The organism is Thermophagus xiamenensis (assembly GCF_900112795.1).
GTDB lineage: Bacteria > Bacteroidota > Bacteroidia > Bacteroidales > Marinilabiliaceae > Thermophagus > Thermophagus xiamenensis.
Genome location: NZ_FONA01000002.1, coordinates 160,385 through 174,576 on the forward strand (window position 1 = coordinate 160,385; position 14,192 = coordinate 174,576).

The following is a 14,192-nucleotide window of genomic DNA, read 5'->3' on the forward strand; positions in this document are numbered from 1 at the left end:
ACATTAGTCTCGTCCACCATAAGATTTATGATAAGCCAGGATCGCTTCAAAAAAGTCCACAAAGTTTTTATAGGTTTTGTCGTCAATGACATTTTTGTGAGCCAAATCAAAAACTTCCTTAAAAGCTTTGATACCCTTACTTTTAAAACCATCTACTCTTGAAGCAGCATAGGCCATCTTAGGTTTTAAAAGATAGAAGCTTGGCTTTTCTTGTTCATACCCTTTGATTTGGATTCTCTTAATCTCTCCAAAAACATTTCGGATTTGGGAAGTGGTTAAATTATTTTCCTTTAAGTACTTTCCCAATTCGTCGGCAAAAGATACGGTTTCCTGGTTCACGCCTTTGGTGATCCATTCATCCTTAAACCGTTTTGAAAAAGGGACTTCAGGACTATTCTTTCCCCCTGCTCCGCTTTTACTCCCCTTTGTATTGGGTTCATTTCTGAATATCAAATCTTTCTGTACCATAAGTAAAAGTTTTATGAATTGGAAATATCCATGGTTCTCAGTTGCAATTCTGCGAGTCGGGCTGCCAGGTTCCACAAATCCAGGGCATGGTAGCTTGTTTTAATTTTTTGATTTTGGATGGTATTGGAAAAGATGTCGCGCTGGCATTGTTTCACCAAATCTATAACATCGGCATGGCTGTATCGCCCCACCATACGGCCGAAGTCGTAAGCCATCATCCATAGCACCTTTGGTGGCACCTCATTATTGTTTTTCGGCATTTTATCTTTTTTCGGCTTATCATCTTTCGATTTATCATCTAAGGATTTATCGGTTATATTCCGACTCATGGAATAGTGCATACTCAACTTTGAGATAAATGCTTTGGGCAACTTTTTCTGAGCCAAAAGCTGCACCATCTTATTCTGTAAATCCATCACCAAAGGAAATTCATGGTCCCAGTTAAGGGGTAACCCCATTAGGGTAACAGCTGATTTTTCGAATCGCTGTGTGTTACCATTTTGTTCGAATTCAAAAAAATAACTCTTGGCCTTTTTCTCCATCGACTCGCTGTCGGCCGATGCCTTTTTCACGGGGAATTTACCGGACACAATAGCCATGCCCCCCGAAAGTGAGAGAAACGGATTGTTACAAACATAATTCTTAAAGGCCTCCCGTATCTCACGGCCAAAGTCCAGCACTTTATCCCACCGGCCAATGAGGAAGAGGTCATCACCACCGCTATATATGATATAAGAACTATCGCTGTAACGCTCCTTCCAAATGGTATTGATATACCCCTTAAAAAACCAGTCGAGGTTACGACTTAGTGATGAATACCTCGACAAAGTGATCATCTCTTTCGGAAACCCGCTTCTGAATAGCATACCCAAATTATCCACATCCATTCGCAGAAATCCCAAACGCTTCAGATCACTCTCTCCTGCCAGTTTATCGAATGTAAGCGGATAGCCATCATCATCTTTGGGAAAATCGTTGCCACCCAAAAAGTCGAAACCAAAAATATTGTTATAGCCCTGCACGGCGCTGTTGAGGAAATCACAATCGCCCCGTTCGTTAGCATTGAGGGTAATGATTCTTACCCGGTTGGCGAAACCTTTCAAGGCCTCTCGTTTGTCTTCTATCTCTTTTTGCGAAAGAAAATAGAAATAAAAACCCAAACCTGCCGGATCAATGGCATCATGATTTTTCCAGTAGGTTAAAGGACCATCGGATATCACAATGTACTGAGCCTCCCGCAATTTCCTGCCCAAAAGAATTTGTTTCCAGGTTAATTCCCCAATATATTCGTTTGTATCACCATCGCCAATGGCTTTAGCCTTCTGTTTTGAGAGCTCTTCGCCAGTAACGGCATCGCGAATGGTATCCCCACCCTGATCGGAAGGTGTAAAAAAATAGTCATAACGTGCAGTAAGCATATCGGCATAGCGATGTTTTTTGGCGGCATTACGGCGGTCAAAAAGCTGTTGCCAGGCATCGCTTAGCGTTTTGCCTTTCTGAAACAAGAGGGTCTCTTCACCAAAGGTCACTGTGTCGAGGGCTATATAAAGGGATGTGCCATGAGCTTGCAAAATTTTTTCTTCGATATTCCGTTTGCACTCCTCAAATTTGGCTCTCATCCACGCGGTATTGGGTGCCAGCAGATAAAAACTGCCGCCGGCATTATAAATCACATTACCGTGAAAGAGATTGAGCTCTTTTAAAAGATAATAGACTACAGCATCGGACAACAGCTTGATGTAGAACGAGCGCCCTTTGAGGTTTTTGGCAGCCTGCTTGCTCTGTATGTTATAGATATAGTTTTGTATGCCGCTGAAGTCGCCTCCAATCATCAGAAAGGTGTCACTACCGGCATCTCCGGTCTCCAGAGATTTGTCGTAAAGACACACCGCCAGGGCAGCCGTTGTCTTCAGATGATCGAAGAGTGAAACATCGGGTAAATGAATGGTACTGGATGGTACCGAGGTGGTATATTTCTGAAGCAGGTTGAGCAATGTTTCGCTAAAAGCCCGAAAATCGTCGGCCTGGATGAATTTAAATTCCGCCTCGAAGCGTTGCCAAAGAGAAGCATAATCGGGGTTGCTGTCGAAGCTCTTACGCGGAAACCAGTCGGCGCGAAGATTTAAGGAATCTACCGGTAAGTGGTACTTAAAGGTATGAGGCCCCTGATGGCCCAGACCTTCGAATACCGATACCATACGTTTTTTCTTAAAGGCATCCCAGTTTTCGGCCTCCTGCTCGTCCTTAAAGGCTGCATCAGTACTTCGGTCCATTCCCGACGACAGATGATCGGCCTGACGTATAAAACGAGCCGGCGACTCGCGAAGCTGGTCGGCACTTAAATGATGGCTGGCCGCATACTCCAACAGGTTAGAACGTAGGCCTTGCCCATCCTTTAACAGATTGTTAAATACCCTTGAATATTTTGAAATAAAACCGGCCGTCCAGATAACGTGTTTATGCGTATATCTTCCGTCGTTCTTCAGCGGACAGTACTGACTCACCAGGCGTTTGACATCATCGGTCAGCAGCTTCGATTTTTCTACCGAACCGCTATCGGCACGCTGAAAAAACTTACCTATATCGTGTAAGAGTCCGGCCAGATAAATTTGTTCCCGCAAATAATCCATAGGTCAATTTTTCTTTTTTAAAAGCATTACTGTGCCAAAGCCATGACTTGCCCCCTTGCCCAAACCAATATGGTCAGGAAGAAATACATTGGTTTGAAATTCTACCGAGAAAGCCATCAAAGGCGTTCTTTTAAAAAGAACTTTCCGAGGCTCCTGATAATGTGTTATGGTACACTCAAGGGGTTTATCAATGGTCCAGTCAATACCTTTGGCAAACGATAATATGTTGCCTTTTAATATTTTCTCCAAAAATTCGATTTGCTCGGCGACACCTTCCAGTTTCATAAAGGTGTTGTAGTTCCGACTGTTCAGAGCAAGCCAGTTACGAATGAAATAGTGAAATTGAGTTTGCCATACCTGCAGATTGAACCGCTTCAGCCGTAAATCCCGAATCTTCATATCGAGCAATCGCTCACCAATCTTAAACGACCAGTCAGTTTGCTCAAAAAAATGATGTATCTCATCCACAGCTTCATCCAGACAAATAATCACCGGCCGCCGTCGCAAGGTTTTATATTGTATCAGGGGGTAGGAATATAGATATTTATTTCCATTCAAATGGTTGTGAAACAACACATTTTCCTGCCCCGCCTTTTGAATAATACCACCGCGAAACGCAGGGATCTCACGACCCTCAATCTCTTCATCGAATTCGATATGTAGATATCTTATTTGTTTCATTTTATGTGTCAAATACATCCAAGAGAACTAATACATTATCTTAGCTTTTTGTCTTTTATTCCCGGTAATCCTGAGTAATTTAAAAAATCTTCCAACCGGAAATCCTAATGATATATCTTCCCTTTTTTATTCGTGAGAGGCTTTCTTGGTCAAGTCCTTTTCACAAATATTGGATCCCTGCACCACATCGGCAGTAAGCTGAAACAAAAAAATCAGAAAAAACTTGAACAATCAGTAACTCCGATAGCGGGGCGATTTCCAAATTTATAAAAAAGTCAAATAAAAATTATTATTCCTCAAAAATATTTAATCAAAAACTTCTTACAAATCGTTCTGTTATGCATCCTCAAAACTTTATCTAAATTATTAATTATTCACCCTTTAAAATATTCTTTTTGGTAATTGGTCAATAGTCCATGGTGAAACCGACACTAATGACTATTGACCAACCACTAGAAACTCTTTTTGCTTTCGGTCTCTACGCTTCTGCCTCTATACTTTTTATACAAGTTCTTTTTTTGACAAACTTTTTTGCTAACGACCTTCATAAAAAAATTTGAAAACAAGACAAGAGCCATTACCATGTCAAAAAATTGCGACTAAGAGACAACAATTACTTGAATATCCACTATTTCTCTCAAAGGCAAATAATGTGGCAAAACCTTCAAATTATTAACTAAAAAAGACTTCCATTGATACACCGAGTCTAGCCGACTAGGACAACCTAAAATCGTTTTCAGATACTTTCTTAATTTTCTTTTACTAAAATTTCCTTCGAAAGTACCCATGTCATTACCCAATTTTGTGGTTAATTGAATTGTTATTCTAAATCTTCGTTGGTCATAAAGAATGGTAAATTTACGAACCCAATGATTGAGCTCGGCCTGTTTAAAAAAAGTCTTTTGTTCCGGTGCTACGTACATTTTATATGAGATTTTTTGAACGCATTTCTTAATTGCAAAGAACTTTAATCAAAGTGCAACCAGTTTGCAATAACCACAAAAATTTTTCATCAAACGCAGAAACGATATGACGCAAAAAAAGAAAGTTAGATGGTAGATTTTTAGATGTAAGATGATAGATTTCAATATTTACTATAGGAAAATCCACTATTCACAATTCTCTTTGCGCTTACCTCTTTGCACCAACTAAACGCAGAGACGCAATGACGCAGAGAAAAAACAGACAGTTAGATATTAGATTTTTAGATTATTAGATGTAAGATAATAGATTTCAAATTTCACTAAAGGAAATATACACATTGCGATATTCTCTTTCCGCTAACAATTATCCATTCTTCATTTTTCATTCTCAATTCCCCGGTATTCCCCTTATGCCTGGTTAACTTGTCCGGTCTTAATCCTTGTTTTAATGGAAGATACTTTCTGAGAGCATTTTTTTGCATTACCCTAACAAACAATACATTACATTACTTTTGCGCATACAAATTCCAGTTTTTTTCGCCACAAAAATCATGATTTATGTCATAATAACCCATTGTTTCAAAGAACGTAAAACAGATTAGTTGAAACCGAAATGCAATTTAGGATAGGGAATTACTCTCTAAAATAAAACTCAGGTCCGAAGAATTAAAAATAAAGTTATGGGACTCAACAAGAAAGCAGCGTTTCGATATCGGGTCATCGACCAACTGCTACAAAATGGCTATGCATTGACCATCGATGAGATACAGAAAAAGGTAAACGAAGCTCTTCGTTACGAATTTGGTGACGAAGACGGAATTAGTCGTCGCACACTCTATTACGACTTTAAGGCAATGCGCCAACCACCGCCGGTAGGTTTTAATGCCCCGATAGAATGTCGTCACGGCCTTTATCAATATTCACGTCCGGGATTCTCTATCTTTTCACATACCATAAAAGAAAAAGACAAAAAACTTATCACGCAGGCACTGGCTATATTGGAACAGATGCAATATATTCCGGCCGTACGACAACTTATTGCTCTGTTAAAGGACCTTTCGGGTACAAATCTACCCCAAAAAGGATCAGTAAAAAAGCGCTTGCAATTTGAACACCAAAACATTGCCACGGGCATAGAGAAAATGGACATTATTCAATATGCAGTAGACCATCAACAGCCATTGTCGATCATTTACCTGCCGTTTAATGAAGCATCGCCATTAGATATGGAGCTTCATCCATATCTAATCAAAGAATATCGTAACAGATGGTATGTTATTGGATGGGAGAAGTTTGCCGGAAAGATTTATCATCTGGCATTTGATCGCATGGTAAGTGCCGAGCTTACCGATGCCATTTTTATTTCTCCTCCCTCTCATTTCGATCCCGAAACGTGGTTTAACCATGTTATTGGTATTACCATTCCCGAAGAGATTCCTATCCAAAAAATTATTTTTAATGTATCGCCCGATTCGGCACCTTATATTCGCACTAAACCACTTCACCCTTCCCAGAGACTGGTAGACAAGTTACCTGATAACAGCATGATTTTTTCTTTAAATGTAATTCCGAATTTCGAGCTGGAAATGACTTTGCTGGGATACGCAGAAAAACTTAAAATTATAGAACCGATATGGCTCAAAGAAAAGATTAAGAACCGACTAACCAATGCCCTAAAACAGTACGATTAAATCACTTAACTATACCCAAAAACTTTCTTTTAATGAATAATATCTCATTTTAATATTGGGATATTTAATAAAATTTTAACAATTTTGGACACCCAATTCCTTGAAGAGGATGTATAAAAACTACATGAAGTTCTTACAAATACATACTTAGTGAGACTTTATAAAGTTTATTTTTTTACAGGAAATATCTTATGAGTCCCAAAAAGTAAAAATTTTTTAGACACCCTTATGATACCAGGACTGATCAAAGTCATTTATCAGTATCGAAACAAGCCTTACATCCAACCAGAGAACATCTGATTTAAAATATTCATCAATAATTATTTTGGTTAAACACTAATATCGCCATGCTTACATTTAAGCCCAAACCATTAATAAAACCCAACCTTATTCAACGACTTTTAAAAATTGAGCCATCCGAAAATGCCCTTATAGAGATTAACAACCGGCTCGCACAAGTAGAAAAGATTGAAGAGATTGCTTCAGAGGAATTCATTAACATTGCCGATCATTACAAAGTAAATCTGAAAAAGAAGTTTCGAAAGGAAAGAATAGAACTTTTCCGCCAGCTGGTTCGTGAAGTTATAAACGACAATCAAGTGAGTGATCTGGAAGCAATGCAACTGAAACATTTGCGTGATTTATTGTTGCTGGACCAACAAGAGGCTGAAAAAGTACTGAAAGAAGAGACCCACCGCCGCTTTGGAGAACAAATTGATGAGGCACTGACCGACAACCGTCTGTCGAAAAAAGAGAAAGAAAAGCTGGAACAACTGCGCAAGGACCTTCTAATTGAAGAAGAAGTCGCCCAAAAGATGATTTCCGAAAAGGGGGGAGCCCTCCTACAAAAATTTCTGGAGAATGCGGTCTCAGATCAACGACTGTCGCCCGACGAAGAGCAAGAGATGCATGCCATTGCCCAAAGCCTGGGTATTGACCTGGAATTTGACGCACCTACGCAAGAAGCACTGGCACGATTCCGACTCTACTGGCAAATTGAAAACGGCATATTGCCTGAATTGGTACCCGACATTCATCTTTACAAGAACGAAAAGCTTCATTTCCAAACCCCTGTTCACTGGATTGAACACAAAAAAGTTACGCGAAGGGTCAACTACGGTGGTCCTACGGCACGCATCAAACTGGCCAAAGGCTTTTATTACCGAGTAGGAAGTCTGGGTGTCAATCGTATTACCGAAGATGTATGGCAACGCATCGATTCGGGAATGCTCTATCTGACCGATAGGCGAATCATCTTTATGGGTGAATTGGGTAACAAAAACATCCGCCTCAATTCGGTACTCACCTTTAAACCTTACAGCAACGGTGTGGATATCCGAAAAGCCACAGGCAAGAGTCCCTTTTTGGAGTTTTCCGACAATGTTGATCTCTTCTCTATGATACTGGCACGCCTGCTAATGGAAAATTAATTTTAATCTTTTACAAATAAACTTATGAGCACACCATCCCGCCCTGCACGCCTTATTGTTGTTGACGCGCTTCGAGGATTTGCCATTCTTTCCATCATGCTGCTTCACAACATAGAACATTTTGATTTGTATCATTTCCCGGATTTTCTTCCCGAATGGCTAAAAACCATCGATTCCATCATTTGGGATACCCTCTTTTTTCTGTTCGGAGGTAAGTCATACGCCATTTTTGCCCTCTTGTTTGGACTCACTTTTTATATTCAGTACAACAATCAGCAGCGAAGAGGAAATGATTTCAGTGGACGTTTTCTGTGGCGATTACTGCTACTGTTTGGGTTCGGGTTTATTAATTCTATCTTTTTTGAAGGAGATATTCTGGCCATCTACGCCACCATAGGGGTCGTGCTGATTCCGTTTCGGAAGCTCAGCAACAAGATGGTGTGGACTGCTGCTATTGTATTGATGCTGCAGCCACTGGAATGGATTCGTCTTATCGGCTATATGATTACCCCTGACAATGCTGAGGCCGTTTCTCGTGCAGGCCGGTATTTTAGCATGATAGGCGAGCCTTTGTCGAACGGGACATTTTGGGAGGCCATGCGCAGCAACCTCACCAACGGTCGGCTGGGTGTCTTTTTCTGGTCGTATGAAAACGGCCGTTTTTTTCAGACGGCCGGACTATTCCTTACCGGCTTTTTGCTGGGACGCAATAAGCGTTTCACAACAGACCCACAAAACAAACTCTTCTGGCAAAAAGCACTGGTAATTGCCATTATCGCCTTCATTCCGTTGTTCCTTCTGCACAAAGCATTGTCGCACATGGAATGGCACAAATTTGTTGTTACCTGCCTCCAAACAGCTGTTACCTCATGGTCTAATCTGGCCTTTATGACCATACTGGTATCCACCTTTGTTCTATTATTCGAACACACTGCAGCCCGAGGATGGCTCGACAAACTATCTTCAATGGGAAGGATGAGCCTTTCCAATTATGTGTTGCAATCCATTTTGGGGTCTATTGTTTATTATGGTTTTGGACTGGGCCTATACCAATACACAGGTGCCTCGTTTAGCCTGGTCATTGGTGCTGTACTTGGAGCCTTCCAAATTTTATTCAGCACATGGTGGTTGAAAACCCATAAGCGGGGACCATTAGAGCAGATATGGCATCGATTAACATGGATTTAAAAAATCAATACGATAGGTATTAAACGTTTCTTTCCTTCATGTTAATTTTGGGAAAACCTTTTCATTTTTACAGAAAAAGCGTAATTTTAGGGATACCATCACTTATGGAAAATCTAATAAAGATTTTATTTAAACTTCAAGCCAACAATTACCTCAATAAAACAGGATTATGGATAATTTATTTTTAAAATATATGCGTGAGCGCACTGGTCGTCGGAAGAGCCCCAAAGGTCCAACCTTTGATTCGCCGGGGCCAGTCATAACTATTTCGCGAGAATATGGATGTCCGGGCCGAAGAATCGCCAAGAAATTGGCACAAACACTCACAGAAAAAAATAAAGCCCAAGGGAACAAACGGGAATGGCGATGGATTAGTAAAGAAATTATCGAGGAGTCGGCCAGGGAATTGAAATTATCTCCGGCCTTAATGAAAGAACTTTCGGAATATAAAGAGAGAACCTTTTTCGAAAATCTGGCCCTTTTCTTTTCCGATGAATATTACCCCAGCGATGTAAAAATAAAAAATACCATTGCAAAGTTTATTTATAATGCCTCCGTTGAGGGTAATGTCATTATTGTTGGCCGAGCAGCAGAGGCTATCACCAAAAACTTTGTAAATTCTTTACATATCAAACTAAAAGCCCCACTTGAATGGAGAGCCCAGAAGGTTGCTGATGCTTTGGGAATGACCTTACAGGAAGCCCGGCGTGAAGCCATAGAAATGGACCACCGGCGGGACGCTTTTAGAAATTATTTCGAAAAAGAACGACCAGACATAGACTATTTCGATCTCTTTTTCAACTGCGCAACCCTATCTGACGAAGAAATCATTGAAAGCATTGTTATTTTGGCTGAATCAAGAGGTTTTGTGGTATAAAGTTGTTTACCCTATGTCTTAGCAACCAGGCAAACTAAAAAAACAAATCAGGCCACAAGCTTTTGCAACAAGCGCACGGCCTGACTATAGTATCCTGATCCAAAAAGATTTAAATGATTCATAACATGGTATAAAAGATAAATAGGCTCTCTTCTGTCGGCACCGTCAATAAGAGGCCAGGTATCTTCATATGCGCGGTAAAATGCGGGCGGGAAGCCGCCAAACAGTTTAGTCATGGCAAGGTCGGCCTCACGATGACCATAATAGACGGCAGGATCAATTAATACCGGGTTTCCTTCCCTATCACTCATATAATTACCACTCCATAAATCGCCATGCATCAATGCCGGGGGTTCTTCACTGCCTTCCAGTATTTTCTCATAATTTTTTTCAAGAGCGGCATATAATTTTTTGAGGGTACTATCGGCATAGCCATTTTTTTCAGCTAATCTGTATTGATAAAAAAGCCGCTTATTCCAATAGAATAATGGCCAGTTGTGCGCTTCCTCCGCCGTTGGAATATTAATTTGAGGGGTAGAACCGATAAAATTATCTTCAAAAAAGCCAAAAGCATCATTGGCATATCGATGCAGCAATGCCAATTTATGTCCAAACTCCTCAAAAAAATCTTTCCTTTTGGTTCCCTGTTCTATAAACTCAATAATCAAAAAGTCGTCGCCACAATCAATAACTTCCGGAACCTTAAGGACACCCGGTTTAGCCAGTTCGCGCAAGCCATTGGCTTCTTTTCGAAACATTCCGTTCGTGAACCCTTGCTTTAAAAAAAACTTTTTACCCGACTCAGTAGTAATGACCTTGGTGTCGGCGATGCAGCCACCACCAACACCTGACATTCGGGAAATGCTTTCACCCAATATCTGCTGCAAATCTTTTTTATCCATATCACCCAGGCTTTAAAATATCTACTGTTTCTAAAACAAAATTATTCAAGGGTTACTACGAAAGTAATAAGATAAAAAAGCAAATCAAACATGTTCTTTCAAAAAATCTATTAATCCCCGGCACGACTTTTCCAACAAATCGAGCACCAGCTCAAACCCTTCTGCACCACCATAATAAGGATCAGGCACCTCTTCCAAGCTACAATCATGACAAAAGTCCGTCATTTTAAATATCTTACTCACCGCTTGCGAACCTTGGGCTAAACGCTCTAGCTCGCGAATATTCTGGTCGTCCATACCTATTATCATATCATAGTAATCGAAATCCTTAATGGGATCAACAGGTCTGCTCAAACTAGTCAGCTGATATCCCCGTTTTTTAGCATGCACCTGCATCCTTTTATCCGCCGGTTCACCTTCATGATAATCCGTTAAGCCTGCCGAATCAATTTCCAGCTTATCTGCTAAGCCTTCCCGTTGTGCCATTCCCTTCAATACAGCCTCCGCTGCCGGCGATCGACATATATTCCCAAGACAAACAAACAAAATCTTCTTTTTCTCCATAAAATAATTCGTTACAAACTTTATTAATTTTAACGCTTAGTTTAATCTATTAAATTATCTCCGACATTATTGAGCCATTTTAATCAGCATAAAATTCAGCCAGGTCATTGGTTGAATAATATTTAAGACAAGCATTTTGACCTCAGTCAATAATCCCTGGTATAATCAACCCTAATGACTGTTCACTAATCACTAAAAACTTCTTCTGCCTTCTGCCTGCATACTTTTTAATTATGTTCTCGAGGTGGCAAGCTCTCCTGACCATGCTCGTTTCACCATTTAATGAGCTTACAAACAACAAGTCTAGGCCATTTTAAAGACCATGCTTTATCATTTTTTCGGTGCAAATATAAGAGATATTGCCAGTTGTCCGAAAATCTATTTGATATTGTGGTCTAAGTGGAGAAGCATGTTCACACATTGTGGATTTTTTTCCACACTTTATGCCGGAATAATTCCCCACAACAGAAGCCCTAAATTTCTATATCACTACTAATCAAACATAAAGCGCACATCCTAATAAACCGATTAAATAATGGCACACTCTTTTCTTAAATGATTAGCGAACGATTGATAATAAAAAATGTAGAACTTAAAAAATTAAGTTATGAAAAAGAAATTTTGGTTTACGTTATCTGTTTTATTGCTTTTTGTAGCAGCAACACCGATTATTATTGCAACTAACAATGACAACTCAGAATTGATGGTTGTTCAACAAGATGAATTAACATTCAATGAAATAGAACTAAGTGAAGTACCCGAAGCCGTTCTCGAAGCAGCCAAAAAAGATTATCCGGATGCTCAAATAACTAAAGCCAAAGTGGCAGAAGTTGACGGTAATAAAATTTACAAACTGGTAATAGCAAAAGAAGGAGAAGAAAAATCAATTGCTTTATACAACAACGACGGAACTACCTATACGCCCAACTCATAACTACCCCTAACTCCTAAACTATATATTATTCCCTTACAACTTGATGAAGGGGGTTGTCCGAAAACCTACGGACAACCCTTTTTTTGTATCTATTTAATTATTAAAATTATAATTTTTTAAAATGAAGCATATCCCGATCATAATTATCTAGTTAAGACCTTAAAAGCAAACAAGCTCAATAAAAAGCCAAATATTTCAGCCCAGCCATAAAAATTAGTTATATTAGCCAATCAAAATGACCAGGGGGCATGAATAAAAAAATACTAATAATCGATGATGATACATCTTTTAGTCTAATGGTGAGTGGATATTTGGCCAAAAATGAGATGGAAACCACAACGGCCGGCTCATTTTATAAAGCCAAATCCCTGATTGACAAGGAATATTTCGATTTAATTTTATCTGATCATCGATTGCCAGACGGAAGCGGACTGGATGTTTTGAGTTATTCCAAAAGCAAAAATCCGGATATTCCGGTTGTGCTAATTACTGCCTATTCTGATATCCGGGTGGCGGTAAATGCCATCAAAAAAGGGGCTTATGAATATATCACCAAGCCGGTAAATGCGACGGAATTGCTTCATATTGTTCAACGGGCGTTAAAAAGCAATTCCCATTCCACATCTTTATCCAACGACTACATCGTTAGTGTAGGGAGCCAATCAAAAGAGATGGACGAACATATTCGTTTAGTAGCCCCAACCGAAGTTGCTGTACTTATCCAGGGTGAAAGTGGAACGGGAAAAGAATATGTTGCCCGTCGGATTCATGAACTCAGCCATCATCGGCAAGATCCCTTTGTAGCAGTAGATTGTGGGGCACTAACCACTGAAATAGCCTCGAGCGAACTATTCGGCCATGAAAAAGGAAGTTTTACGGGTGCAGTTGATGATAAAATAGGTCATTTTGAAAGTGTAGGTAAAGGGACCATCTTTTTGGACGAAGTAGGGAATTTAAGCTACAATGTACAAATTAAATTGCTACGAGCCATACAAGAACGCAGGGCACATCGGGTTGGTAGTAACAAAGAATTTCCCATAAAAGCACGCATTATAGCCGCCTCCAATGACGATTTGAGACAAAAAGCTAAAGAAGGCGGTTTTAGAGAAGATCTATTTCACCGGCTCAATGAATTTACAATACATGTTCCGCCGTTAAGGAATCGCTCAGATGAATTGCCCACGTTTATCAATCATTTTTGTAACGAGGCGGCCAAAGAATTTGGCAAAAATATCCATGGATTTTCGGATGAAGTGATGGAAGTATTTCAGCACTATGACTGGCCCGGAAATCTTCGCGAACTAAGAAATGTGGTTCGAAGGTCGGTCCTCCTCAGTAAAAATGAATGGATTGGCATAGAGGCCATTCCCCCCGAAATAGCCGAACCTCTATCAATGCAGCCTTCTACTCTTATTAAATATACCGAAGCAAAAGAAATAGCTGAGAAAAAACTCATTGAAGAAACGCTTCGAAAGGTTAAACACAACAAAAGCAAGGCCGCCCGCTTGTTAGGCATTGACCGAAAAACGCTATACAATAAGCTTCAAAAACTAAACATCGACTATTAAATTAACACCCTTGTTTTAATACAATTAAAACCAGTAAAATTGATAGTGCATAGAATGAAACGAGCATAACCAAAAGGGTTTGTCACAACAAGAACTTGTGAAAAAAATAAATGCAAAAGTGAACAGGTAAATGGGAGAAGAAGCTTTTTATTGATTAGTGGTCAGCCAATAGTATTCGTTTCTCTGGCAACGATTAACTAACCCCCAAAAAATATTTTTAAGATTCGGCCAATAGGCTAAATAAATTTCATACGAACAAAAGCTTTACCGATTCAAAAAAACACGTGAAACCTGATAAAGCTTTTTGCAACTAAAAAAATGGAACGATAAATCCAT

At 39.7% G+C, this 14,192-nt stretch carries 12 protein-coding genes; 6 read left to right on the forward strand and 6 right to left on the reverse strand.

All coding sequences use genetic code 11. The features are described from left to right. Positions 1-3: 3 nt before the first annotated feature. The 4 genes from csm2 to BM130_RS01695 all read right to left on the reverse strand — a co-directional run bounded on the left by csm2 (position 4) and on the right by BM130_RS01695 (position 4,702). Positions 4-468, reverse strand: a complete 465-nt coding sequence (gene csm2, locus BM130_RS01680; RefSeq protein WP_010528690.1) for a type III-A CRISPR-associated protein Csm2 — start codon at positions 466-468, stop codon at positions 4-6. An 11-nt stretch (positions 469-479) separates the two neighbouring features. Beyond that, entirely contained in the window at positions 480-3,098 is a 2,619-nt protein-coding gene (gene cas10 / locus BM130_RS01685) for a type III-A CRISPR-associated protein Cas10/Csm1 (protein WP_010528691.1), read from the reverse strand. Between the two features lie 3 nt (positions 3,099-3,101). Beyond that, complete coding sequence (locus BM130_RS01690; RefSeq protein ID WP_029626726.1) at positions 3,102-3,779, reverse strand: CRISPR-associated endonuclease Cas6; 678 nt, start codon at positions 3,777-3,779, stop codon at positions 3,102-3,104. A 599-nt stretch (positions 3,780-4,378) separates the two neighbouring features. Next, positions 4,379-4,702, reverse strand: a complete 324-nt coding sequence (locus tag BM130_RS01695) for a hypothetical protein (protein WP_010528693.1) — start codon at positions 4,700-4,702, stop codon at positions 4,379-4,381. A 680-nt stretch (positions 4,703-5,382) separates the two neighbouring features. Between BM130_RS01695 and BM130_RS01700 the strand changes: the two genes are divergently transcribed. From BM130_RS01700 to BM130_RS01715, 4 genes are all read left to right on the forward strand, one after another. Then, on the forward strand, positions 5,383-6,393 hold the full coding sequence (locus BM130_RS01700; protein ID WP_010528694.1) for a helix-turn-helix transcriptional regulator: 1,011 nt from the start codon (positions 5,383-5,385) through the stop codon (positions 6,391-6,393). 347 nt (positions 6,394-6,740) lie between these two features. Continuing rightward, complete coding sequence (locus BM130_RS01705) at positions 6,741-7,823, forward strand: hypothetical protein (RefSeq protein WP_010528695.1); 1,083 nt, start codon at positions 6,741-6,743, stop codon at positions 7,821-7,823. A 24-nt stretch (positions 7,824-7,847) separates the two neighbouring features. Beyond that, a complete protein-coding gene (locus BM130_RS01710; protein ID WP_010528696.1) occupies positions 7,848-9,011 on the forward strand; it encodes a DUF418 domain-containing protein in 1,164 nt (387 codons plus the stop codon). A 169-nt stretch (positions 9,012-9,180) separates the two neighbouring features. Next, the gene (locus BM130_RS01715) at positions 9,181-9,888 is read left to right on the forward strand and encodes a cytidylate kinase-like family protein (RefSeq protein WP_010528697.1); all 708 of its coding nucleotides are present in this window, start codon (positions 9,181-9,183) and stop codon (positions 9,886-9,888) included. Positions 9,889-9,935: 47 nt separating this feature from the next. Here BM130_RS01715 and BM130_RS01720 read toward each other — a convergent pair whose 3' ends face one another. Further along, the gene (locus BM130_RS01720; protein WP_010528698.1) at positions 9,936-10,790 is read right to left on the reverse strand and encodes a fructosamine kinase family protein; all 855 of its coding nucleotides are present in this window, start codon (positions 10,788-10,790) and stop codon (positions 9,936-9,938) included. A gap of 84 nt (positions 10,791-10,874) precedes the next feature. Continuing rightward, positions 10,875-11,354, reverse strand: coding sequence for a low molecular weight protein-tyrosine-phosphatase (locus BM130_RS01725; RefSeq protein WP_010528699.1), 480 nt, complete (start codon positions 11,352-11,354; stop codon positions 10,875-10,877). A gap of 607 nt (positions 11,355-11,961) precedes the next feature. Here BM130_RS01725 and BM130_RS01730 point away from each other — a divergent pair. Both BM130_RS01730 and BM130_RS01735 read left to right on the forward strand, forming a co-directional pair. Continuing rightward, positions 11,962-12,288, forward strand: a complete 327-nt coding sequence (locus tag BM130_RS01730; protein ID WP_010528700.1) for a hypothetical protein — start codon at positions 11,962-11,964, stop codon at positions 12,286-12,288. Positions 12,289-12,536: 248 nt separating this feature from the next. After that, positions 12,537-13,856: a sigma-54-dependent transcriptional regulator gene (locus tag BM130_RS01735; protein WP_010528701.1), complete on the forward strand. Its 1,320-nt coding sequence runs from the start codon at positions 12,537-12,539 to the stop codon at positions 13,854-13,856. Positions 13,857-14,192: the final 336 nt, after the last annotated feature.